The 22,196-nt window shown below is 68.0% G+C and carries 22 protein-coding genes; 11 read left to right on the top strand and 11 right to left on the bottom strand.

All coding sequences use genetic code 11. The features are described from left to right. The 3 genes from EU513_RS10395 to EU513_RS10385 are packed head-to-tail and all read left to right on the top strand — an operon-like array spanning window position 1 to window position 3,375. A complete protein-coding gene (locus EU513_RS10395) occupies window positions 1-876 on the top strand; it encodes a hypothetical protein (RefSeq protein WP_129625820.1) in 876 nt (291 codons plus the stop codon). A gap of 1 nt (window position 877) precedes the next feature. Continuing rightward, a complete protein-coding gene (locus EU513_RS10390; RefSeq protein WP_129625819.1) occupies window positions 878-1,735 on the top strand; it encodes a hypothetical protein in 858 nt (285 codons plus the stop codon). After that, the gene (locus EU513_RS10385; protein WP_129625818.1) at window positions 1,732-3,375 is read left to right on the top strand and encodes a hypothetical protein; all 1,644 of its coding nucleotides are present in this window, start codon (window positions 1,732-1,734) and stop codon (window positions 3,373-3,375) included. Before EU513_RS10390 ends, EU513_RS10385 begins: the two co-directional genes overlap by 4 nt. Window positions 3,376-3,406: 31 nt before the next feature. Here the strand turns inward: EU513_RS10385 and EU513_RS10380 are convergent, their stop codons facing one another. The 5 genes from EU513_RS10380 to pseH are packed head-to-tail and all read right to left on the bottom strand — an operon-like array spanning window position 3,407 to window position 9,538. Next, window positions 3,407-4,858 carry a hypothetical protein gene (locus tag EU513_RS10380; protein WP_129625817.1) on the bottom strand — a complete coding sequence of 484 codons (1,452 nt, stop codon included), beginning with the start codon at window positions 4,856-4,858 and terminating at the stop codon, window positions 3,407-3,409. Further along, a complete protein-coding gene (locus EU513_RS10375) occupies window positions 4,851-5,666 on the bottom strand; it encodes a hypothetical protein (protein ID WP_129625816.1) in 816 nt (271 codons plus the stop codon). The genes EU513_RS10380 and EU513_RS10375 overlap by 8 nt, the downstream gene beginning before the upstream one ends. After that, a complete protein-coding gene (locus EU513_RS10370) occupies window positions 5,666-7,984 on the bottom strand; it encodes a glycosyltransferase (protein ID WP_129625815.1) in 2,319 nt (772 codons plus the stop codon). The genes EU513_RS10375 and EU513_RS10370 overlap by 1 nt, the downstream gene beginning before the upstream one ends. 2 nt (window positions 7,985-7,986) lie before the next feature. Further along, window positions 7,987-9,045 carry a pseudaminic acid synthase gene (gene pseI, locus EU513_RS10365; RefSeq protein WP_129625814.1) on the bottom strand — a complete coding sequence of 353 codons (1,059 nt, stop codon included), beginning with the start codon at window positions 9,043-9,045 and terminating at the stop codon, window positions 7,987-7,989. Beyond that, on the bottom strand, window positions 9,038-9,538 hold the full coding sequence (gene pseH, locus EU513_RS10360; protein ID WP_129625813.1) for a UDP-4-amino-4,6-dideoxy-N-acetyl-beta-L-altrosamine N-acetyltransferase: 501 nt from the start codon (window positions 9,536-9,538) through the stop codon (window positions 9,038-9,040). The genes pseI and pseH overlap by 8 nt, the downstream gene beginning before the upstream one ends. Before the next feature lie 80 nt (window positions 9,539-9,618). On the opposite strand from pseH, the gene EU513_RS10355 reads away from it, so the two are divergent. The 4 genes from EU513_RS10355 to EU513_RS10340 are packed head-to-tail and all read left to right on the top strand — an operon-like array spanning window position 9,619 to window position 12,290. Continuing rightward, entirely contained in the window at window positions 9,619-9,870 is a 252-nt protein-coding gene (locus tag EU513_RS10355; RefSeq protein ID WP_129625812.1) for an acyl carrier protein, read from the top strand. Window positions 9,871-9,873: 3 nt separating this feature from the next. Then, window positions 9,874-11,109 (top strand): class I adenylate-forming enzyme family protein, encoded by a 1,236-nt coding sequence (locus EU513_RS10350; protein WP_129625811.1) that lies wholly within the window; start codon window positions 9,874-9,876, stop codon window positions 11,107-11,109. Further along, the gene (locus EU513_RS10345) at window positions 11,102-11,848 is read left to right on the top strand and encodes an SDR family NAD(P)-dependent oxidoreductase (protein WP_129625810.1); all 747 of its coding nucleotides are present in this window, start codon (window positions 11,102-11,104) and stop codon (window positions 11,846-11,848) included. Before EU513_RS10350 ends, EU513_RS10345 begins: the two co-directional genes overlap by 8 nt. A 7-nt stretch (window positions 11,849-11,855) precedes the next feature. Beyond that, window positions 11,856-12,290, top strand: coding sequence for a hypothetical protein (locus EU513_RS10340; RefSeq protein ID WP_129625809.1), 435 nt, complete (start codon window positions 11,856-11,858; stop codon window positions 12,288-12,290). 115 nt (window positions 12,291-12,405) lie between these two features. Here EU513_RS10340 and EU513_RS10335 read toward each other — a convergent pair whose 3' ends face one another. Both EU513_RS10335 and EU513_RS10330 read right to left on the bottom strand, forming a co-directional pair. Further along, the gene (locus EU513_RS10335) at window positions 12,406-13,776 is read right to left on the bottom strand and encodes a hypothetical protein (protein WP_129625808.1); all 1,371 of its coding nucleotides are present in this window, start codon (window positions 13,774-13,776) and stop codon (window positions 12,406-12,408) included. Window positions 13,777-13,810: 34 nt separating this feature from the next. After that, window positions 13,811-14,467, bottom strand: coding sequence for a bifunctional 2-polyprenyl-6-hydroxyphenol methylase/3-demethylubiquinol 3-O-methyltransferase UbiG (locus EU513_RS10330; RefSeq protein WP_129625807.1), 657 nt, complete (start codon window positions 14,465-14,467; stop codon window positions 13,811-13,813). A gap of 47 nt (window positions 14,468-14,514) precedes the next feature. Here EU513_RS10330 and EU513_RS10325 point away from each other — a divergent pair, with 47 nt between their 5' ends. The 4 genes from EU513_RS10325 to EU513_RS10310 are packed head-to-tail and all read left to right on the top strand — an operon-like array spanning window position 14,515 to window position 18,093. Further along, window positions 14,515-15,387 (top strand): glycosyltransferase family 2 protein, encoded by an 873-nt coding sequence (locus tag EU513_RS10325; RefSeq protein WP_168990236.1) that lies wholly within the window; start codon window positions 14,515-14,517, stop codon window positions 15,385-15,387. Further along, window positions 15,387-16,373: a polysialyltransferase family glycosyltransferase gene (locus EU513_RS10320; protein WP_129625806.1), complete on the top strand. Its 987-nt coding sequence runs from the start codon at window positions 15,387-15,389 to the stop codon at window positions 16,371-16,373. The genes EU513_RS10325 and EU513_RS10320 overlap by 1 nt, the downstream gene beginning before the upstream one ends. After that, entirely contained in the window at window positions 16,370-17,155 is a 786-nt protein-coding gene (locus tag EU513_RS10315; RefSeq protein WP_129625805.1) for a hypothetical protein, read from the top strand. The genes EU513_RS10320 and EU513_RS10315 overlap by 4 nt, the downstream gene beginning before the upstream one ends. Continuing rightward, a complete protein-coding gene (locus tag EU513_RS10310; RefSeq protein ID WP_129625804.1) occupies window positions 17,152-18,093 on the top strand; it encodes a DNA-3-methyladenine glycosylase in 942 nt (313 codons plus the stop codon). The genes EU513_RS10315 and EU513_RS10310 overlap by 4 nt, the downstream gene beginning before the upstream one ends. Window positions 18,094-18,122: 29 nt before the next feature. Here EU513_RS10310 and EU513_RS10305 read toward each other — a convergent pair whose 3' ends face one another. The 4 genes from EU513_RS10305 to cofD are packed head-to-tail and all read right to left on the bottom strand — an operon-like array spanning window position 18,123 to window position 22,190. Beyond that, complete coding sequence (locus tag EU513_RS10305; RefSeq protein ID WP_240796011.1) at window positions 18,123-18,881, bottom strand: amino acid racemase; 759 nt, start codon at window positions 18,879-18,881, stop codon at window positions 18,123-18,125. Further along, on the bottom strand, window positions 18,878-20,161 hold the full coding sequence (locus EU513_RS10300) for a carboxylate--amine ligase (protein ID WP_129625803.1): 1,284 nt from the start codon (window positions 20,159-20,161) through the stop codon (window positions 18,878-18,880). The genes EU513_RS10305 and EU513_RS10300 overlap by 4 nt, the downstream gene beginning before the upstream one ends. An 11-nt stretch (window positions 20,162-20,172) precedes the next feature. Further along, window positions 20,173-21,216 carry a coenzyme F420-0:L-glutamate ligase gene (gene cofE, locus EU513_RS10295; protein WP_129625802.1) on the bottom strand — a complete coding sequence of 348 codons (1,044 nt, stop codon included), beginning with the start codon at window positions 21,214-21,216 and terminating at the stop codon, window positions 20,173-20,175. After that, window positions 21,213-22,190 carry a 2-phospho-L-lactate transferase gene (cofD, locus tag EU513_RS10290; RefSeq protein ID WP_129625801.1) on the bottom strand — a complete coding sequence of 326 codons (978 nt, stop codon included), beginning with the start codon at window positions 22,188-22,190 and terminating at the stop codon, window positions 21,213-21,215. The genes cofE and cofD overlap by 4 nt, the downstream gene beginning before the upstream one ends. Between the last annotated feature and the right edge of the window lie 6 nt (window positions 22,191-22,196).

Genomic DNA, 22,196 nt, shown 5'->3' with positions numbered 1-22,196 from the left:
GTGCATCACGGCAACGTCTTCTACGGCCACGCGGCTGTGCTGGCCCGCTACTGCGGAATGCCGGCCGAGCCACCGCCGACGATCTGGGGCTATCTGCAGCACGGCTGGAACACCCACGACGGATTCGCCGTGGGGCACGAGTTCGTCCCGGGAATACCCAAACTCGTTTGGTCGGACGTGGTGGTGCGCCGCGGCTGGGCGCTCGGTCATCGTGATTACGTCGTCATTGGCTCACCCTGGGCCTATCTGATGCTGTTGCGTGCAGAGGAGATCGCCGCCGCCGGCCCGGGGGAGGGGTCGATCGTGTTTCCCTTCCACGGCTGGGAGGGCCAGCAGATCGTCGGCGACCACGCCGCTTACGCGGACGAGGTGCGTTCGGTCGAGGGGGATGTGCCCCTCACCATGTGCCTCTACTGGAATGATTTCGAGCGGGACGACGTGCGAAAAACATACGAGAACAAGGGTTTTCGGGTAATCTCGCTCGGTCGTCGAGGGTCGATGTACCGTGACGGCAGCCAGGATTTCCTCGACCGGCAACTCGAGGAACTATTGCGCCACCGGCGCGTGGTGAGCAACCGACTGGGGTCGGCGTTGTTCTATGCGGCGACGGTCAATCGCGAGATCGGTGTGTACGGCGACCCGATGGTCCTGCAGAACGATCATGGCGTGCTCGGCGGCATGCAGCGCCAGACCAGGATGTTCCCGCACCTGCACCAGGAACGCGTGCCCAGCCCGATTGCCGGGGCGGCCGCTCGGTCCGAACTCGGCCTCGACAAGGTGATGTCACCCACCGCCTTGCGGCACCGGCTCGGCTGGGATGATGTGCCCGACCTCGTCCCCACCGCGGACGAACTTCAGACGACCGGGAAGGGCTGACGTGGACTCGAGCAACCACTGGTACGGCCACGCACACATTCTGGCCGAGTACTGCGGGCTCGACCCGGAGAATCCTCCGCGGATCGACGGCGTCATCCAGCACGGATGGACGTTCGTCCATGGATTCGGTGGGGGACACAACCCGCCTCATGGGTTTGCGAAGTACGCGTGGTCCGACGTGTGCCGGCGGCGCGGTCAAGCGCACGGATGGCGTGACTACCAGGTGATCGGCGCACCGTTCCTCTACCTCGACCGGGTGCTGCCCCCCGATCCGGATGCACCGGAACCCGAGGGCACGATCTGGTACCCGTTCCATGGAACGGTCGACTTCGAGAAGGTCGAAGGCGATCACTCCGACCTACTGCGCGAGATCCGTGAGACCGAGGACGGACCGGTCACCGTCTGCCTGTACTACGTCGAGTACGACCAACCCGAGGTGCGTCGCCACTACGAGGAGTCCGGCTTCCGGGTGATCTGCCACGGCCGCCGGGGGCAGTTCTGGCAGGGCGGAGACACGGACTTCCTGCGCCGCCAGTTGACCGAACTGAGGCGACACAAGCGAGTCGCCTCCAACCGTTTGACGACCGCGATCTTCTATGGCGCGGCGATCGGCCTGGAACCCGCCGTCTACGGCGACCCGATGGTGTTCGTCGATGCTCGCAAAGAGTTCGACGCCACCGACTGGCTCGAACACGTCTATCCCGAACTTCACGGTAAGACCATCGATCAGCCGACCGCGCAGCGAATTGCCTTGCGTGAGTTGGGTGCCGACGCACTGATGTCTCCGGAGGAGCTCCGGATCGCACTCGGGTGGCAGGACATCTGGCTGGGCCAGCACGAGGAGAGGACGTCCGCATGAGCGGGGACGAGAACGGCGCCGAGAAGGTCCTGCGGCTGCCGGGCAGCATGCAGAACTGGTCGGATCTCGACCGTGGACCGGCCGGTTCCGGCGCCGCCGCCCGTTCGATCGTGCGAGAGTTCGTGGCCGGCGCGCAGAATGTCGCGATCGTCGGGCCGCACTGCGCCGATCTCATCACCGGCATCGCAGATGTGGTCCCGCGCCTGACCGTGATCGTCCGGTCGGTGGTCGACAGTGCGACGATCGGCGACCTGCTGCAGGACACCCCGAACGCACGGGTGATCGCCACCGACCTCACGCTCGCTGCGCCCCAGGAGACCTACGATCTCGTCATCGCTCTCGACGATGTCCACCGCGTCTGCTCCCTGGAGACCGATCCGAACACCTGGCAGCAGATGTTCGACCTGATCACCGGCTTGGTCGCCGAGGGCGGACGACTGGTATTCGTCACCGAGAACGAGTTGGGTCTGCATCGCATGACAGCAGTTCGTTCGCGGTTCACGTCGAACGAGGACAGCGACTGGTCGCCGACCGAGACCTTCGACCGGTCCCGTCCGCGTGACCCGGGTGCACTGACCGCAGCGGTCCGAGCCGCCGGACTCACCGCCCTGCGTGGCGGGGTCGTACTTCCCACCTGGGAGGACCAGAGTGTATGGGTCGCAGGCGGCGACGAACTCGACGACGCCGGGCACGCGATCCTCGGGGCGCTCACCCTCGGCTCGCCCACCTTCCGACAGGTTGGTTCGGACCCGACGCGCCTCACCCGTGCGGCCGTGCTGGCACAGCGGTTGCCGCAGGTGGGCTCCGGCTGGTGGGTGGTCGCCGGCCGTGGGGTGGCGGGCGACCCCCAGGTCACACGCATCACGGCGTCCGCGTCCGACGGCAGCACGACCGCCTTCTGCTTCGACGGCGGTCGGGTGCTGCGCGACGATGAGTCCGTCACCGTTCCGGCCGATGGTCGGGCCTTCGGCGAGGAGCTCCTCGACGCCGCTGCCGATGGCGATCTGAGTATGATGCGGTCGATGGTGCGGATGCTGGTCGGCTATGTCGACGAGCACGCCGACGAGGGATCTGTCGACATCGAGCACGCCGATGCACGACCCGACAACCTCCTCCTGAGCAAGAGCGGCCTGTACCCGGTGACCCGGGCAGCTGCCGCTGCGCCGCGCGACGAAGTCATTTGGCGGTCTCTGGCCGACTTCGTCCAGGTGATTCGGGCCCGTGGTGCGCGGCATCCCTGGCCATCGGCCACCGACGACCGGACGATGTTCGCCAGCCTGGCTGCGATGGCAGGCGTCGAGCTGCCCGAGGACGTCGACGAATGGGTGCTGCCGGCCGAAGACGAGGGCCGCGCTCCGGTGGCGGACGTGTCCGGACTCATTGCCGTGGTCGAGCGACTGACCGAGACCAACAAAGCGTTGGCCTCCCGCGCCACCTGGTACGAGCAGCGTCTGGCCAGCACCGAGCGCGACCTGAAGATGCGGACCGAACGCCACCGGGCCCAACTGGCGACCGCGGCGCGTCAGCAGGAAGTGCTGCGCGGCAGCGCTGAGGACCTTCGCCGGTCCCTGACCTACCGGTTGGGTAACGCGGTTCTCGGCCCCGTTCGCAACCTGCGCAACAGCACCAGAGGCGACTGACCGTCGCGGGACTGCGGCGGATGCGCCAGCCTCAGCGCATCCGTCGGATCTTCTTCACTCCGGTGTCGAGCTTGTTTCCGATCACTCGTACGGACTCCTTCGGGTCGGACAGCAAGGTGATGCGCCGCGCCAGCTTGTAGGCCCGTCCGCGTCGCAGCGCGGCCGTCTCGCGCTCGGCCTTCACTTTGTCCTCCTGCGCTTGGAGCAACTGCGAGCGCAACAGACGAACAGCCGTCTCCCGGATCTTCAGCTGGCTGTCCCGCTGCTTCAGCGCGTCGTTGGCGAGTCGAAGGCGCTCCTCCACGAGATCTGCTCGTTCACTGATCCTGTTGAGCGCCAACGCATTTCGCTGCTCGGAGCGCGTGTCCGAACTCGCGGGTGCCGGAAGTGCGGCGTCCTGGTCGGCTCCCGACATCCGCAGCCACGAGCGCACCAGGTCGACGTCGTCGGTGAGTTCGGGCCAGGGGAGTTGGTCGCGCCGGAAACCCAGGCGATGCATGAAGTCCCACCAGGCGTCGGCGAGCAACGCGTCCGCCGAGAGAGCGGTATCGGCCGGGGTGGGCGGCACGATCCAGCCGATCTGCCCACCGTCATCCATCAGATGGCGCAGTCGTAGCGAGCCGAGTGCGGTCGCTGCGGGGTCGGTGCGGACGAACGCGCCGATCCGATCGGCGAGCGATCGGAAGTCGGCCACCTCGGCCGAGACCAACGCCGCGCGCAACTGCGCCTCGACCGAATGTTCTGCCGGCAGGACGCGGTCGGGCAGGACCCACCGACGTCCGGAGTCGTCGGATTCGGCCCAGGTGGGCTGACCGTCCTGTTCGAAGTACAGGTCGTGACCGCGACCTCCGGCAACGGCGACGAAACCGGTGGCGGCAACGTCGAGGGCGCCGACCTGGGCTGCTCGATCGAGTGCATCCCCGGTTTCCAGCAGCGTCTGACCCGACGTGGATCCCATGAGGGCTTCTTCCACAGCGAGCGCCGGCAGCGTGCCGGGGCGGGCGCGGCGGGCAGCGTCTTCGGTGAGAACCGCCGAGGGTCGCTCGGGATCACCGAAGAGCAGATGAACGGTGGTGCCGCGCAGGCCGGCCGTGCGAAGGGCGTCCTTGAGTTGGGTCGCTGAGCGGGGCGTGGTCGAGTCGGTCACCGGGGCGGTCGGGACGCTGGTGATCAGGGTGGCGAGCGTGGACTCACCCTGCAGCCCCAGGATGAGGGTGCCGCCGGGACAGACGAGCCCGGCGACGCGGGCACATGCTTCCTGCCAGGTGAGATGTTCGTCGAGTGCGTACTGTGACAACCCACCGGCGGCGATCACGAGCGCGCAGGGTTCCGCGTCCGCGGTCGGACGACGTGCGCTGATGCCCCGCTCGTCGAGCAGTTCGGTGAGGGTGTCGTTCAACCGGTCGTCGGCATCACCGATCACATAGGCGTCCTTGGTGTGGGGGAGGACGTCGCGCAACAGCGCGCGCAACAGATCAGCCACGTCGGGCACTCCATTCGAAGAGGTCGTTCAACTCCTGCGGCTCGAGCATGTCACCGCGGCCCAGTTCGTCGTCGGTCATCGCGACCAACTCATCGGCCGTCGCTGCGGGCGGGCGCCCGTCCGGGGACGGACCCACCACCGCGATCGGTCGCTCGAGCGATGTCGCGTAGAACAATTCCTCACGTGCGGTGTTCGCCGCGACGTGGGCGAAATTCTTCATCAGGTGGTACAGCCGAAGCAGTTCGCGCGGTTCAGCGCTGCCGGAAGCGTCGGCAGCCGGACCCCGGTCGACAGTCTCGACGCCCAGAGCTTCGTACGCCGCGCGAATGGGCGCCGTCGCCGCGTCGCGGTGGGACAACGCCACGGTGATCGGGGAGTCGAAGGCGGCACGGGCGGCTTCGACGACCCGTGGAGCCAGCAGTCCGCCGTCCAGACCGTGCTCCACGAACAGCAAGGTGCCGGTCGGATCGATCTCTTCCTCCGTCCGTGCCTTCGGTTTGCCGGTCAACGGATCGACCGGCCGGGCCACCTCGAGCAGGTCGGGGTCGATCTGCAGCAGGTGCAGCCAGGGCGATCCGGTCGCCACCTGGTTGCGGAATCCGCGCCGAGCCCGTCGGCGCACGGCGCTGCGGCTCCACACGAAGGCCGTCAGCGCGCGGGGCAGGGTCGACTCCTGCGGGCACGGGGCGAACAGGTCGCTGGAGTGCTGGACGTGCCCCGGGATGCTCGGGACGGTCCAGACGCGGTTCTCGGCGGCGGCGACAGCGAGAATGTGGGCCGCGCCGTGAGCGCGGTTGTGTGGATGCATCAGCGCACCTGGGTGCGGGTCGTGCCCGCGATCGAGAGTGCGGTGAAATATCGTCCGAGCACGGCACGCTCCTGCGGCATCTGTTGGATCGCTCCTGGTTCGGCCGCCACGGCAACCTCGGCGTCCCCGATCTTGGTGAAAAGGGTCCAGTCCGCGGCGGGCGCTCCCGGCGCGACCGAGGTCTCGACATCGCAGGGAGGAACGAGATCGCCCAGGGGGGTACGACTCGTCCAGCTTCCGTCGTCCGAGAACACCGGCGAGGCATCGACGTCAACGTGGTCGTCGGTGCCGGGGATGTACCGGCGCCAGTTCATCCACTGCGGTGGTGCTCCACGCCACCACGCGCCGCCAACCTCGACCGCGTCCTGCGTGATCTCGAGTGTCCGGGTGGAAGGACGCAACGGGGTGTGGTGCAGCACGGCTGCTCCGTAGGCAGTGCGGCTCAGGCTGACCAACCGGTCACCGTCCTCCACGGCAGCATCGTGACGGTAGGTCGTCCACAGCATCGGGAAGGATCCGAGATCGGTCGTCAATTCGAGGCGACGGGCGGACGAGAGGGTGAACGGGTCGTCCGGGGCTTCTCCGGCCAGCACCGCGGCGATCGGCAGGTCGACGGCGAATCGGGTGCCGTCGCGGGTCAGTTCGAGCTCGCAGGCGACGGTGACGTCCTCGAGCGGGCGCCGGCGCACGACGACCAGATGAGCGTGTCGGCAGGTGCCGGGGATGAAGCCCTGCAGGGTGATGCGGTCATCACCGACTTCCGTGCGGTCGAGCACCACGGGGTCGACCTCGTTGCGCAAGGTGAACTGGGTGCCGGCCGCCTTCGTGGGTTGCACCCATTCGCCGGGGCCGAGCCAACGACCGGGTGGAAAGGACGGACTTCCGCCGCGGGCCCCGCGCAGGTTGCCGACCCGGTGGATGCCCTTGACGGTGGTTTCGACCTCGAAACGCAACGGCCACACGAGAGTGTTCTCCTGCGCCAGACGGTCGATGTCGACGAGGGCCTCGAAGCCGACCGGTGTTCGTTCGGCGTGCTGGTCGACCGCGTCGATCCGCCGCACCGGCAACGGGTGCCGGTCGATGCCGTTCACCAGGTTGATGCGCAGGTCGGAGTCGGCATCGGTCGCCAGGTGCGCGATTTCGGCGACGCCCTGGACTGCCAGGTGTCCCTCGCGCCATCGCACGTCGGTCACTGCGGTGGTCTGCACCAATGAGGTGATCGGGTACTCGTACGTGGTGCGTGGCGCGGTCGAGCGTCCGCGTCCGGGGAATTCGGCTTCGAACCGCCACGGACGGGTGCGCTTGCGGGTAGCGAGGACGCCGCCGATGTTGCCGCCGTCGCGTCGGAATACCGCGAGCTCGCGCAGGAGGTCGACGTCGTTGGCCTTCAAGGCGTGGTACTGCAGCTGATCGAGCCGAGGCCGACTCTTGATGTTGAAGTGGGTGAGCCGGTCGACCAGCCGGTGGGACAGGTCGAGCACAGGCTGCGCCTCGGCATCGTCCACGGCCGAGAAGGCCTGGACCAATGAGACGAAGTCGATCTCGCCGAGGTAGTTGTGCAGCCGCTGACGGACCGCGGGGGAGCCTTGGGAATCAGCGATGTCGAGGACCGCTTCGGCGGAGATGACGCGGTCGAGCATGTTGCCGTACTTGTAGACCTGCTGAGTGATCGAGTCGCCCGATTCACGCTCGCGCCAGTAGTAGCAGTGCGAGGACACGATATCGACGGTGAGCGCGTCCAAGTGCGCCTTGAGAGTGACCGGGTAGTCCTCGTACCTGATCGCAGGGAAGGCATATCCGTGGTCGTCCCAGAACGAGCGCCGGTACAGCTTGTTCCACACCATGCGGTCGCGGACCAGTGAGGGCCGCTCCAGGATGTGCGTGCCCAGTACCGTCCGCCTGGCGATCTCCTGATGCGTCCAACTCTGTCGCACGCCCGAGGTACGGCTGAATCGGCGGGCGTTGCTCAATACCAGTGACGATCCGCTGTACTCGATCGTCGACATCATCATCGCGAACGAGTGCCGAGTGACCAGGTCGTCGCTGTCGATGAACGTGAGGTATTCGCCGTTGCTGTTGGCCGTGCCGGTGTTGCGTGCTGGTCCCAGGCCCGCGTTCTCCTGAGTGATGATCCGGAAACGGTCGTCGCGATCCACCCATTGCTGGGCGACTTCCCGGCTGCCGTCGAGCGACCCGTCGTCGATCATGACCACTTCGATGTTGCGATAGTTCTGAGCCGCGATCGACTCCAGGCAGTCGCCGATGTACGCCTCGACGCCGTAGAACGGTACGACGACCGACAAGAGGGGGTCGGGCATGCTCAGATCAGATCCCAGGACAGCGCAGTGCCCTTCGGGGTGTCGGCGGTGAAGGTGCGTCCTTCGACGCGCTCGAACTCCTCGGGAGGCAGGCCGTTCGCCGGGCGGATGGAGCGGACGTTCTGCGCGGTGACAGGGTCGCCGGCGCTGACGTCCTCGACGACGTACAGCGATCGGCGGAAGCGCAACCCTTCCTTCTCCTGCTGGCGCGCACCGATGCGTGCTTGTCCGAGGCACTGCCAGCCGATCCTGGTCTGTTCCACCAGCATTCGCAGTTCATCGGGTTCGGAGGAGAACGCCGAGTCGACGCCGCCTTCCTCGCGCGACAACGTGACGTGCTTCTCCACGACACACGCACCGAGCGCGACCGCGGTGATCGCGGCGCCGATGCCCATGGTGTGGTCGGAGTAGCCGATGAGGGTGCTGAACGCGTCCCGCATGACTGGGATGCCGCGCAGGTTCGATTCGCTGGGGTCGGCCGGGTAGTTCGCGGTGCAGGCGAGCACGACGATCTGCTCGTTTCCGGTGGACCGCGCCGCCTCGACAGCGTTCGCGATCTCACGCACGGACGCCATGCCGGTGGAGATGATGATCGGCTTGCCCTTGCTCGCCGCCAGCCGGATGAGCGGCAGGTCGACGATCTCGGAGCTGGCGATCTTGTATGCGGGCACGTCGAGTGACTCGAGCAGGTCGATCGCGGTCGGGTCGAACGGGGAGGAGAACGCGGTGATGCCGAGTTCCTTCGCGAGCGCGAAGATCGGCTCGTGCCACTCCCAGGGAGTGTGGGCCTCCTCGTAGAGGTCCCACAGCGTGCGACCTCCCCACAGTTCGTGCCCTTCGGAGAGCCGGAAGTCGGGGGAGTCGGACTGGATGGTGATGGTGTCTGGCTTGTAGGTCTGCAGCTTGATCGCGTGGGCGCCCTGCTCAGCAGCCATCCGGACGATGTCAAGCGCCTTGTCGAGCGAGCCGTCATGGTTGCCCGACATCTCGGCGATGATGTACGGCTCGTGGTCGGGTCCGATCTGATGCTTGCCGATGCGGATCGAAGCGTTGTCAGTCATTCGGCTGCCTCCTGCGGCGGATGGTGTGAACGGTCGCGGGCTCGCCGTCGATCAGGCGTTCGTCGCTGGCGATCTCCTCGAACCCGTTGCGCTTGTTCATGCGCCGCACGGCCTCGTTGGCGTCCATGACCTCGCCGTTGAGTTCGTCGAGGCCGAGTTCACCGAACGCGAAGCGCACGGCACGCCGTTGGATGTCGATGAATGCGGGTAGAAGTTCGCCGCGCTCGGTGAGGCCGTCGTTGTCGAGATAGAAGCCCCACATCGCCGACTTCGCGTCGGGGTCGATGTCGAAGAACGTGACGACGCCCGCGGGCACGCCACCCTTCTCATACATGAACACTTTGCGGGTTTCGTTGTCGCGCAACGACTCCCAATAGGCGTCGTGTTGCTCGGGGGAGATCTCGTCACGGGTCAGGGACACCGCCCGCACCTCGGGATGGTTGCGCCAGACGCGCACCAGCTCCTTGTCGGCCTCGGTGACGGGGCGCAGCATCAAGCCTCCGGCGGTGTGATGGGGTGGCGAACGGACGCCGATAGACTAACCGACGGACCACGACGACCCCCGGAGGATTGATGACCACGCTGAGCCGTGACCAGGTGCGTTCGATGATGGCCGAGGTGCTGCAGGCCCAGGGCAAGGAGCTGCCCGAGGGTGACGACACCTCGCTGTCCGACATCGGATTCCGTTCGCTCGACTTCTCCGAGCTCGCCCTTCGGGTGGAGGACGAACTCGACACCGAACTGAACTTCGACGCTCCCGGCCTTCGCTCGATCGAGACGGTCGGCGATGTGCTCACGTTCATCGAACAGCTCCAAGAGGGCTGAGGTTTGACCGACCTGCCGGCCGGTTCGGGCAACCGGATCACCACGGCCTCCTTCCAGGGCACCTGGGCCGATCTCGGCGCCGCCGATCCCGCCTGGCCCGCGGCGTCCGCCTTTCTGGTCGACGACCACCTGCAGGCGCTGCGCGCCGTGTGGGCGCACGCGGCGGGCGGTCGCGAGACGCTCATCGCCGGCAGCGGCCGGGTCGGTGACGAACAGGCCGCCGGTTTCCAGGAGTCCGGTCTGGCTCTGGTGCGCGCCGATGGCGTGTCGCAGGCCACGGCCGATCACGACGTCGAGGACGGCCGGGTGTGGTTGCTCACCAGCGGCTCCACCGGGCGTCCCAAGCAGGTCGCCCACACGCTCGACTCGCTGACGACCGTCGCCGGCCAGCAACCGGCCCGCACCTGGCTGTGCCCCTACGCGGTCGGTGCTTATGCCTGGTGGCAGGTGGTCACGCTCTCGCTCAACCTGCCCGGTCAGGACGTGCTGTTCATCGAACCGTCGCAGTTGGAGCAGTGGCCGCAGCTCGCACTCGACGCGGGTGTCACCGCCGCGTCCGGCACCCCGACTTTCTGGCGTCAGGCGCTGTGGCGGTCGGGTGAGGTGATGGCGAAGCTGCCGTTGGAGCAGGTGACCCTCGGCGGCGAGCCCGTCGACCAGGCGATCCTCGATCGACTGCGCGAGGTGTACCCGGACGCTCGCATCTCCTGGATCTACGCCTCCTCCGAAGCCGGCGCGGCGATCGCCGTCCACGACGGAAAGGCCGGCTTCCCGCAGGCCTGGCTGGACCGTGAGGTCGAAGGCCGCCCGCGGTTGTCGGTGCAGGACGGCGAACTGGTGATCGCCTCCAGCAAGGCGGCCGAAGGCATGGATGCCGAGATCCGCACCGGCGACCACGTCGAGATCGAGGACGGGCGGGTAGTGATCACCGGTCGCATCGCCTCCGACGAGATCAACGTCGGCGGGTCCAAGGCCTCGGCCTCCAAGGTGCGTGGTGTCCTGCTCGACCACCCCGCCGTTGTCTGGGCCTCCGTGAAGGGGCGCAAGGCGCCCCTGGTAGGCATGGTCGTGGCAGCCGAGGTCGTGCTCGACCGCGACGCCGCGTCCGACCAGAAGCCCGTGACCGACGCCGACCTGCAGTCCTGGTGCGCAGAACGACTGCCCGACTACTCCGTGCCGCGGCGGATCCGCGTACGTGACGAGATCCCCTTGAAGGAGACGCTGAAGAGCGATGTCTGAGAACACCCCCATCCCCGCAGCCTCGTGCGTCCTGGTCTCCGGCGGTTCCCGCGGGCTCGGCCTCGAACTGGTCAAGGACGCCCTTGCCGGCGGAGCCAAGGTCGCGACCTTCGCCCGCACTGTCACTCCCGAGCTCGAGCAGCTCGTCGCCGACAACCCCGACCACGTGTTCGTCGGCCCGGTCGACATCACCGACGAGACGGCGATCAAGACGTTCATCAAGGACGCCTCCGCCAAGCTCGGCCCCATCGACGCGCTCGTGAACAACGCTGCGATCGGCCAGGATTCGATGCATCTGCACACCTCGCCGGAGCGGATCGACCAGATCATCTCCACCAACCTCACGGCCACGCTCGTCCTGACCCGCGCCTTCCTGCGTCACGCGATGGCGAAGTCGGGACGTGGACGCATCATCAACGTCACCTCGATCTGCGCCCAGCGCGGATACGCCGGTCTCGTCGCCTACTCGGCAACCAAGGGAGGGCTCGATTCGGCAACGCGCGCGCTCGCCCGCGAGATGCACGGCCGGTTCCTGGTCAACTCGGTCGCTCCGGGGTTCTTCGCCTCGGAGATGTCGTCGGTGCTCGGCACCGAACAGTTGTCGACGATCACCCGTCGCACCCCGACCGGGCGTCTGGTCGAGCCGGAGAACATCTCACCCATCGTCCACTCGCTGCTGTTCGACGACACGAACATGAACGGTCAGGTCATCGTCGTCGACGGTGGCGGCTCGATCTGAGGCCGCAATGACCTCCGCGACCGGTTCCGCCGCACGCCAAGCTCTGCTGTCGCAGTACGCCGGCGCCGAACACCTGGTACTCGGTGCGCACGTCAACGGCGAGACCTACCCGGGTACGGCTCGCTCCTACCTCGCCGACGGTCGCGGGGTCGCCTGGCAGGTGCCCCAGCAGGATGGTCTGGCGTTCGCCATCGACGCCGAGATCGCCGACCAGCCGGTCTCCGCGATGCTCGGCCGTCGTGCCCGCTCGATGGACCCGGCCGTCGTCTGGCCGCTGTGGACCGGCTGCGAGGCCGCCGCGAAGGCGCTCGAGTTGCCGGTGCTGTCCTGGCTCAACTGGCCCGGTTTGAAGCTCCCCGCCGAGATCGCCGAGAAGGTGTCCCTTCAATGGGAGCAACTCGACGACATCCTGGTTTGCTACGGAGTCGCGTCGACGACGTGAGCCGCGAGGTCACGGGCGGGTCGAGCGCTCGGGGTGGCGTTGTTACCGCTGGTTGAGCCGCAGGACTGAGGAACGTAGTCCTACGCGCCGAAACCGCGGCGAGTTGTGCTGGGGCTCAACCGATCCGGCGTCGGCGCAATGCTTCGAGGAGTCGCTCGGTCGGGGCGGTCATCAAGAAGTAAGCACGCTTCGCGCGAGGACCGGACTCTGTCGCCAGCGCATGTTCGAGGGCTCGCAGGTGACGACGGTCCTTCGCCAGGTCTGACTTGAGCGCTGCCAACTGGGCGTCCTTGCGGCGCACTTCCTCGATCAACTTCGTTGTCGCGGAGTCGGTTTCGGGTAGACGGCGAGCGAATGCCATGGTCTCGTAGGCCGACGCGGCAGTCTGGATCTCGGCCTCGGGGTCGCTCGTGTCCGCCGCCAGGCGCAGCAATTCGACGGCGATCTCGTTGCGGGTGCGTTCGGGACCGAACGGGTGAACGCCCGGACGGTCGACGAGCACGCCGGCCAGATCGACCATCGCCGTCGGCAGGTCGACGTCCTCGACTGTGGGGTCGATCACCTCGAATCCGCTGCGCCCGGCAATCACATTGCGCAACAACGGGGCCGGGCGACCGTCGGCCCATCGCGCATACGCTCGCAGGCCGGCGCTGACTCGTTGCAGATCGCGCACCAGCAACTGGCGGACGCGGAACTCGACGGGCGTCCCGTCAGCGCCGGGGAGTCCGGTCGCCACGACGCCACCCAGTCCTCGGTATGCGACGGCGTCCCCGCCGCCGAGAGTGCCGACCAACCAGCCGTTCGCGGCAAGCATCGGCGTGGCCAGGAGCGCGTCGAATCGCAGGTCGTCGCTGCACAGCGAACGCAGCAGCGTCCGGGCCTGTGCCCTGTCGATCGCCACCGAGCCGACGACGGCCCGGTCGAACACCGCCGCCGATGCTTGTTCAGGCAGTTCCGCGAAGACCGGCGAGCGCAGGTCGTAACCGGTCCCGAAGGCGCTGAACTGATGGTTCTCCTGCGGTGCTCGTGCCTGTCGGTCGAGAGCCGCGGGGCTCGCCCCGTTGTCGAGGTACGCGACGTATGCGGACCCGAGTCGGCGTAACACCTCGATGAATTCCAGTGCGCCGACGCCGTCCGACAGCGGCGGCAGGATGTCGTCCACGCAGTCCAGGGCGATGGCCAGGTCGAAGCCGCCTGGCGGTGTCCAGGCCTCGAAGGAGCCGCACACGACGTCGGCTCCTGAGCCCGAGGCGGAGCGCGCATCCGCCTCGCCGCGCACGAGTAGAGTCACCGAGAATCCTTGTCGCAAAAGATGATTCGCCAGTTTCGCGGCACGCGCTCCTACCAGGAGCGCAGAGCCGGGACCCTCGGGGAGGAGTTCCGACACGTACCGGACCCGAAGATCGTCGGCGGGCACCGGATCGGACCAGCCGTCCATTTCGCCGCCGCAGTACTCGATCTCGCGCTCTGTGTGCTCGCCGGTCATGCGGTTCAGCCTATGGTCCCTCTGCGCATCCGCATCAGCGCGCGTGCGCCCACTCGACCTGCGGTGTGGCGACGTCGCGCAGCCGCAGCAGGTGCACGGCGTAGTTACCGTGCGGGTCGTACGGGTGCAACTCGTAGGTGCCGAACCTGGCCTCGATGGCGAGGCCGGCGGCGTACGCGTCCCGGGCGAACTCCTCGACCGAATACTCACGGGAGTGCGGGGGAGTGGCGTCGGTGTGGAACCCGACGAGCAGGCGCCCGGACGGCGACAGCAGCGCGGCCATGCGTTCGAGCATGAGCACCTCGGTGTCCGGCTCGCCGAGGATCATCACGTTGCCGACGCACACGATGACATCGAAGGACGTCGGGAACGACTGTGCGGCAAGTGACTTCGCGTCCAGGTCATCGATCCGTGACTGCATCGTCGGTAACTGCGGGTAGGTGTCGCCGGCCTGTCGCAGGAGTCCTTCGTCGAGGTCGACGCCGTACGCGTCGTGTCCACGAGCACGAAGCGCAGCAGCGACACGTCCCATGCCGCAACCGGCGTCCAGGATCGTGGATCCGCGCGGCGCCATCACGTCAGCCAGACGCGCCTCGCCTTCGATGTCGTCACCGGCTGCATGCAGATCGGCGAACTTCTGACCGTATCCGCGGTGGTCGGTCTGCTCCCAGCGGGTGGACTGTCGTGACATGGGCTCTAGCCTAGGCAGTCGTGCCGCCCGAAGGAGATTCAGTGCAGATGCAGGAGCGACCGAGCGTCGGTGTGGTCGTGTTGTCGATGGGCAACCGTCCCGTCGAACTCACCGAAGCCATCCGCACCGTCCAGATGCAGGAAGGTGTCGATCTCGACATCGTCGTCGTCGGAAACGGCTGGCGTCCCGAAGGCCTGCCCGCGGGTGTCCGCTCGGTGTACGAAGCGCAGAACACCGGTATCCCGGAAGGTCGCAACATCGGCGCGTCCGAGGCGATCGGTGAGTTCCTGTTCTTCTTCGACGACGACGCGACGATCCCGGAGCCTGACGTGCTCGCTCGACTGGCTGCCAAGATCCAGGAAGCGGACGACATCGCACTCTGCCAGCCCGGACTCACCGACCCCGAGACCGGTGAGGCGCCCCGGCGGTGGGTGCCGCGTCTGCGAGTGAAGCCGGGTGAGTTCCAAGGCGGCCAGGTGGCGACCTTCTCCGAAGGCGTCGTGATGGTCCGTCGCTCCGCGTTCGTGCAGGTCGGTGGCTGGCCCGGCAGGTTCTTCTTCGGCCACGAGGGCATCGATCTCGCCTGGCGACTCATGGACGCCGGGTGGCGGCTCTGGTACGCCCCCGAGATTCCCGTCAATCACCCGTACACCGAGGCGGCTCGGCATGCCGTCTACTACCGCACCAACGCCCGCAACAGGGTCTGGGTGGCCAAGCGGAACCTGCCCGCACCTCTGGTGCCCGTCTACCTCGGCACCTGGACGGCGCTGACGCTCGCGCGAGTGCACGACAGGGAAGCACTCAAGGTGTGGTTCCGCGGATTCGGCGAGGGCGTGCGCACCGACGCCGGGGAGCGGTTGCCCATCTCGTGGCGCACCGTCCGTGCCCTGACAAAGGCCGGCCGGCCACCGATCATCTGATGAAGTACGTCATCACCGGGGTTCGCAGCAAGACCCACCTCGTCCACATCGCCGCCTACATTCGGCGCGAACTCGATTCTGCCGCAGGGGAACTCGACGTCGCCCACATCGGCGGTGGCCGTTTTCTCGCACGCTCGAGCGTGACGCCGGACGACGTGCGGCGCCTCCTGCCCGACCACCCCCGGCTGCGTTTGACCTTCCCCGAGGGCGCTGCCCGATGGCACCACGAGGCGGCCAACCTGACCTACATCGCAGTCGGCGCGCCCGGCATCAAGCCGTGGATCCGACTGCGCCGCGATGCCCCGTTGCGTCCCATCCACGTGGTCGTCACCGACGAGGGCATCGGCACCTACGGCGACTGGCGGACCCGCAGGGACGCGCTCGCTCGGCAGGGCGCGCACGAACCCTGGCGCACAGTGCGGCCCCTCGCCATTCGCGCCGCCGATCGCGGGCTCACCGGGGAGCGCTTCGCGATGTACGACAAGGCATCCGAGTGGGCGCTGGACGAGGCGATCGCGAGCGAGTTCCGACGTCTCGTTCCGGCTGCCGCGGTGCCCGGTGAGCCCAGCGACCGGGTGGTCTTCCTGTCTCAACCGTGGGTCGACCTGGGCATCCTGAGTCGGGACGCCCACCTCGCCCACGTCGCCGAGATCGCGGACGCCGTCGGCGCCCAAGGATTGCGGCTCGCCGTCCGACCGCACCCGGCGCAGGACAGTTCGATCTACGCGGGCTACGAGGTGCTCGATGAATCGTTCACCGCCGAGGCCGACCCGTCGATCGTCCACGCCGCAGGTGTGGTCGGTGGGACGAGCACCGCGTTACTGAACCTGGCGGCGTTGTACCGCCTGCCGGCTGCGCGTCTGGTCGAGCCGGGACTGGAGCACCTCGAAGGAGAACTCGGCGCCGACCAGCGGGCGCTGTTGGACACCTACCTGCCCAAAGCCACCGAGGTCCGTCGGTGGGGCGGGTTACAGTCGTCGGTGTGAAGGGCAGGGCATCGACGGCCGACTCGGTCGCACGCTTCGGCAGCAACCTGTCGTCCTCGCCTGCGGTGCAGCGTGTGGTCGACCGGGCTCGCCAAGCTGCGCGCGACACTGCAGCGCGTCTTCCGCAGGGCGAGGGAGCACCACCCGTGCGGGCTCTCGACCTGCAGCACATCCGGATGACCGATCTGCTCACCGACGGACGCGTGGCGCGCGACGCCCGGCGCCGGGCCCGCCGGCTCGGTCTGCCGCGCACCATCGACGACACCTCCGCCTGGGCCTCGCTCGGTGCGCTCGCCGCGCTGCTGCGGGTGGTGGACGACGGCTCGCGTCGCGCAGTGGTGCTCGATTCGGTGGGGGAGCGCTCGACCTTCAGCCGTTGGGCGACCAGCGCCGGCTTCGCACCGCTCGCGTTCGACGTCATGCGCGCCGACGTCGTGGGTGAACAGGTCGCCGAACGCAGCGTCGACATGGTCGTCCGGCTCCACCCGCACTCGGCATCGGCGGAGACGGTCGACGAACACCTCACCCGGGCGTCCTGGGCGGTCCGTCGGGGCGGCCTCATCTGCATCACGATGAAGCTCGGGCCGGCGCACGAGCACGGCGTCAGCGTGGCCGACATCCGGTCGTTGATCGCTCGCAGCGCTGACCGCGGCCTGAAGCTCGTCGGCCAACTCGACATCGACGACGGCCTGCGCGCTCGCGAGGCGTCCCGCCAGGAAACGGGATCATTCGGGCTGGCGTTGCTGACGTTCCGCGTGTCGGTGCCGCACAGTTCCTCGTGACCGGCCGCCGGGACGAGCGTCTCGACACCGATTTCGCACCCGGTCGTCCGGTTCCGCTTCGGGCGATCATCGGCTCGCTGCGCCGTGGGGCGGGTGACCCGACCTGGCTGCAGACCGGTGAAGGGATCTGGCGCGCGTGCGTCACCCCCGAGGGCCCGGTCTCGATGCTCCTTCGGGTAGACCGGACGGGGGTCGGCAACCGGGTGGTCGCGCGCGCCCACGGGCCCGGATCATCGTGGATTCTCGCTCGGTTGCCGAGCCTGTTGGGAGCCGACGACCCGGTGCACGAGTTCGTTCCTCACCATGACGTGATTGCCGAAGCCTTTGCGCAGCAACGTGATTGGCGTCTCGGAAGGACGGGTCTGGTCATCGATGCACTGGTGCCGGCGATCATCGAGCAGCGGGTCACCGGCAAGCAGGCCTTCGGTGGGTACCGGATGTTGGTGCGCCGATTCGGGTCGCCCGCTCCGGGGCCCGCAGCCGATCTCGGGCTGCGGACACCACCGTCGGCGGACGGGTGGGCGAAGATCCCCTCCTGGGAGTGGCTGCGTGCGGGGGTCGACGCGCAGCGGGCCGACACGATCATGCGGGCGATGCGGGTCGCGCACGCCCTCGAGGAATGTGCCGATCTGCCGCGGGAACAGGCCTGGAAGCGTTTGCGTTCGGTGCCGGGCATCGGGGTGTGGACGACGGCCGAGGTGGCACAACGCGCGTTGGGCGACGCCGACGCCGTCAGCTTCGGCGACTACCACGTTGCCAAGGACATCGGGTACGCGCTCACCGGACGTCCGGTCGATGATCTCCAGCTCGCGGAGCTGTTGAAACCGTATGCGGGACACCGGTATCGGGTTCAGTACCTGGTCAATGCCGCGGGGTTGAATCGCCCGCGCCGCGGCCCGCGGTTGAGCCTGCCCACCCACCTTCCGAGTCGCATGTGACCAACCCGCTCCGACGTCAGCCTGCGACGTCAGCGCGGTTCGCGTCCGGCTCGGCGGATCGTGGCCCGTGCGAGCGATTCGATCGAGTCCACCAGCTCGCCCCGGCTCGACCAGCCCTGGGTCGCGTGGATCACCGACAGTTCGGTACACCCGAGCACCACCACGTCGCTGCGTTCGCGAAGGCGCTCGATGACGCCCTCGAGGCCGGCGACGTCGACCGGGCCGCCTGCCTTGACGCCGTCGTAGATCACCGACATCGTCAGCGACTGGTCGTTCTCGTCGGGGTACACACTGCGTGCGCCCAGAGAATCGAGCACCTTCTCGTAGACGCCGGCGGTCCGCGTGCCGTCGGTCACCAACAGGCCCACCCGCGAGCCATCGGCACCGGCCGATCGTGCTGCTGCGGTCAGAGCCGCTCGTGCGGTCGCGTCCAGGATGGAGAGCACCTCCTGCGACGTGGCCGCCTGGATCTGAGGCAGGAAGTGGTAGGCGGTGTTGCAGGGCAGCACGATGAAATCGGTGCCGAGAGCGTCCAGGCGCGCCGCGTCCCGCGCCAGGACCGGTCCGGGGTCCGGCGCGTCGGCGGACAGAATGCGCGCGGTCCGGTCCGGCTGCGTCGAGTGCACCAGAACCACCAGGTCCAGATGGTCCTGATCCCGCGACGCCGGGGTGAGCTTGACGAGAACATCCTGGAACAGCGCAGTTGCTGCCGGGCCGTTGCCGCCGATCACGCCGACCACCGGACCGGGGTAGGCGTCGTCCTCGCGGACCGGTAGCAAGGTGGTCACACCAGCGCCTTCGGCTCCGGGTAGTACCGCCGGTACTTGCGCACGTAGTTGACCTGGTTCATCGCGATCCACTGCCAGCGCTTCGGGTGCTTCTCGGCACCGTAGAACCAGGGGTTTGTGACCTCGCCCGCCTTGATCAAGCCGTTCAGTTTCTGCTTGGTCGCAGGATCGGTCACGTAGCGCTTGAGCAGACGGATCGGCACCGCGCTGAACACGTGCTCGTCCATCGTTTCGACCACGGGTCGCCCTTCGAGCGACCGGCCCTTCACCCACTCGTTCACGTACCACTCGACGACGTTGTGACCGGCTGCGGTGATGTAGAAGCTGGTGCCGCCCAGGCGGGGGTTCAGTTCGAAGAACACGGTCTCGCCGGTGCGCGGGTCGTACTTCATGTCGAAGTTCGCCCAGCCGCGCCAGCCGACGTGTTCCAGCAGGCGGGTTGCCGCGGCCACCGCTTCGTGGTCGACCCCGGTCATGATCGCCGCCGGGAAACCACGGGTGTCGGGGGCGTGCTCCTCCAGCAGAACCCGACCGAAGCAGGCGAACTTCACCTCGCCCTGTTTGCTGACGTAGCAGGTGAGGACCCGCATGTTCTGGTCGTCGCCGGGGATGACGTCCTGCAGGATGAACTTGTCGGTGTAGCCGGAGCCTTGCAGCCGGGTCAGCAGGTCGTCCAGTTCCTGCCGCGAGGATGCGGAGTGCACCTTCTGCTTACCGGTGAAATCGACGCCGGCGTACGCCTCGGCGTTCGACGGCTTCGCGATGACCGGGAAGGTCAGCCCTTCCAGTTGCTGTGCAGCAGAGTCGGATCCGTGGTCACTGACGTCGTACACGACGGTCTGCGGGTGCGGAATGTCCAGTTCCCGGCACAGGTCGGCGAAGTTCTCCTTGCGCGTCAGCCGGTCGATCAGCTCGGGCTCGCTGTACGGAATCACGTAAAGATCCTCGAGCTGGTGCTTGACCCGGGCCAGGACGCTGACGACGTGGTCGGTGGTCGCCAGCAGCAGGCGCTTGTCCGACCCCACCTTCGGCGCGAGGTCGCGCAGCGTGCGCACCAGAAGCTCGGGATCCTCGAGCGAGGCGATCGGGCGGTGCTCGACCAGAGTGCTGTGTGCGATCGGTCCGGCGACCATGCGGGAGACGATCAGGGTGCGGTACCCGTACGCCATGTGGAACGAGCGCGCCAGGCTGTAACCCAGGCGGTCGCCGCCGAGTACTACGGGGACGAAGTCCTGTCCGGGGATGATGGCGTGGGGGCCGGGCGCGACGATGTCAGGCATGACACCCGAGCCTAATGGCGCGGCTGGGCGATCCCGACGCGGACGCTCCCCGGGTTCGGTGTGAGCTCGGCGACGAGGCGCTCGCCGGCCAAGGCCACCTCGAAGCGGGCTGCGATGCGTCCGAGCACATACGGATCGGCGCAGGTGACCGACCATTCCTCGTCGGCGCCGTCGAGGGCGGCGTCCTCCCCGGCGGGGTCGGGCAGGACGGCGGCCGACCAGGCTCGACGCACCCGGTCCGTCACGGTCTCGGGATGCACCGACTCGATGCCGACCTCGACCGACATCGCCGAACCCGCAGGCACGCCGAGGGCGTCACGGACGGCTTCGGCGCGGCCGAGCGCGAACCAGTCGGTCGGGCCCGAGCGCACCAGCGTCCGAGACCCGTCGGCGTCGGGATGCAGAAAGCGCCGGTCGAGGCCGCGGACGACCGCGACCGGCACCCGGTCGAGCTTGCCCTTGACGAGATCAGCCGCCGCTGCGACCTCGTCGGCGATGTTGCGCACGGTCACCGCGAGATCGTGCCCGTGGGTGTCGGCGAGACCGCGCAGGTCCTCGAGCGGGGTCAGGCCGTGCGTGCCGAGTGCGAAATCGGTGAGTCCGCTGCGCCACGCCCGGCCGGAGGTGTCGCTGAGCACGACGGCGAAGTCGGCGTGCCCCGCGACGTCGGCCAGGCGTCCGTGCAAGGACGCAGCTTCAGCGTCGGGCTCATGCGGCAACAACAGCCGTACGTCGTCATCGGCGTTCGAGGAGTCGATCCCGGCACCGGCCATCACCGGCCCGGCCTTGGCCTCGACGACCCGGGTGAACCCGGTGGAGGTCGTGCGCTCGGCCACGACCCGCTGCGACTCCTGCAGCACGAGGTCGGCACGCTCGACGTCGTTCGAGCCGAGGAGGCCGAGAGCCTTGGAGACCACCTTGCTGGTGACGACCACGACATCGCCGGGTTCGATACGCGTGGCTCGCGACTGGGCCACCGCTTCGTGGACGAGTGTGGCGAGATCGTCGCCGGCGCGGACCTCGGGCACCCCTGCCAGCGGCAGGATCGTGATCACGGGCGGTCCCGCAGACGCAGTCCGAGGTCGACCGCCGCTGCCGCCATCGCCTCGGCGGTGGGGAGGTCTTTCATCAACAGCGGGACAGCCTCGGTCGTCAGGCCTGCCGGTCCACCGAACGACTCGGCGTCGCCGCTGTCGATCAGCCAGCCGTCGAGGAAGTCGCGGTACAGCCCGGCCACACCACTGGGGGAGACCTCGACCCCGAGCGTCGCCAGGCAGGCGTCCGCGTGACCCCGCACCGGTCCGCCACCGACGATCGGGGAGACGCCGACGACGGGAGCAGCTGTGCCGCGCAACGCATCTCGGACGCCGGGCACCAGCAGGATGATGCCGATGGACACGACAGGGTTGCTCGGAGGAAGAATGACCAGATCAGCGGTCCGGATGGCCTCCAGGACCCCCGGAGCTGCCGCGGCACGATCGAGGCCCGCCACGACGAAGCGCTGCGCGGGCACCGCGGCCCGCAGTCGGATCCACCACTCCTGGAAGTGCACGGCCCGTTGCTCATCGCCGTCATCGAGCACGACGTGTGTCTCGACGAACGCGTCCGTCATCGGCAGCAGGCGCACGTGCTGGTCGGGAAGACCCCACCGCGTGGCCAGACGAGCAGTCACCTCGGACGGGGTGGATCCCTGGGCGAGCCACATGCTGCGGGCGACGTGGGTGCCGAGGTCCTTGTCGCCGAGTCCGAACCATTGCGGCTCGACACCGTATGCGGCCAGTTCACCCTGCAACGTGAAGCTTTCGTTCGCACGTCCCCAGCCCTGCCCCTCGTGGATGTCGCCGCCGAGGGTGTAGAGCAGGGTGTCGACGTCCGGGCTCACCCGCAGTCCGAAGAGCGTGATGTCGTCGCCGGTGTTCGCAACGATCGTGATCTCGTGCGGCCCGTCGTCCAGTCGGTCGAGATGGCTACGCAGTCCGCGCAGGAATCGGGCGCCGCCGACACCTCCGGCCAAGGCAGTGATCCGCATGCCGGG

This window comes from Yimella sp. RIT 621 (assembly GCF_004146205.1).
GTDB classification, from domain to species: Bacteria; Actinomycetota; Actinomycetes; order Actinomycetales; family Dermatophilaceae; genus Yimella; species Yimella lutea.
Note: the sequence above shows the minus strand (reverse complement) of the source record. Positions and strands in the feature narration are given on the sequence as shown.

What these genes read in the sequence shown, in the direction of transcription:
- cofD (WP_129625801.1), bottom strand. Translation starts at nt 22,190, where the DNA reads ATGCGGATCACTGCCTTGGCCGGAGGTGTCGGCGGCGCCCGATTCCTG.
- pseH (WP_129625813.1), bottom strand. Translation starts at nt 9,538, where the DNA reads ATGCTGCGCCCCGTCACCGAGGCCGACAAGGAGCTGGTGCGCGTCTGG.
- EU513_RS10385 (WP_129625818.1), top strand. Translation starts at nt 1,732, where the DNA reads ATGAGCGGGGACGAGAACGGCGCCGAGAAGGTCCTGCGGCTGCCGGGC.
- EU513_RS10325 (WP_168990236.1), top strand. Translation starts at nt 14,515, where the DNA reads ATGCAGGAGCGACCGAGCGTCGGTGTGGTCGTGTTGTCGATGGGCAAC.
- EU513_RS10370 (WP_129625815.1), bottom strand. Translation starts at nt 7,984, where the DNA reads ATGCCCGACCCCCTCTTGTCGGTCGTCGTACCGTTCTACGGCGTCGAG.
- EU513_RS10330 (WP_129625807.1), bottom strand. Translation starts at nt 14,467, where the DNA reads ATGTCACGACAGTCCACCCGCTGGGAGCAGACCGACCACCGCGGATAC.
- EU513_RS10375 (WP_129625816.1), bottom strand. Translation starts at nt 5,666, where the DNA reads ATGCATCCACACAACCGCGCTCACGGCGCGGCCCACATTCTCGCTGTC.
- EU513_RS10345 (WP_129625810.1), top strand. Translation starts at nt 11,102, where the DNA reads ATGTCTGAGAACACCCCCATCCCCGCAGCCTCGTGCGTCCTGGTCTCC.
- EU513_RS10320 (WP_129625806.1), top strand. Translation starts at nt 15,387, where the DNA reads ATGAAGTACGTCATCACCGGGGTTCGCAGCAAGACCCACCTCGTCCAC.
- EU513_RS10335 (WP_129625808.1), bottom strand. Translation starts at nt 13,776, where the DNA reads ATGACCGGCGAGCACACAGAGCGCGAGATCGAGTACTGCGGCGGCGAA.
- pseI (WP_129625814.1), bottom strand. Translation starts at nt 9,045, where the DNA reads ATGACTGACAACGCTTCGATCCGCATCGGCAAGCATCAGATCGGACCC.
- EU513_RS10300 (WP_129625803.1), bottom strand. Translation starts at nt 20,161, where the DNA reads ATGCCTGACATCGTCGCGCCCGGCCCCCACGCCATCATCCCCGGACAG.
- EU513_RS10340 (WP_129625809.1), top strand. Translation starts at nt 11,856, where the DNA reads ATGACCTCCGCGACCGGTTCCGCCGCACGCCAAGCTCTGCTGTCGCAG.
- EU513_RS10355 (WP_129625812.1), top strand. Translation starts at nt 9,619, where the DNA reads ATGACCACGCTGAGCCGTGACCAGGTGCGTTCGATGATGGCCGAGGTG.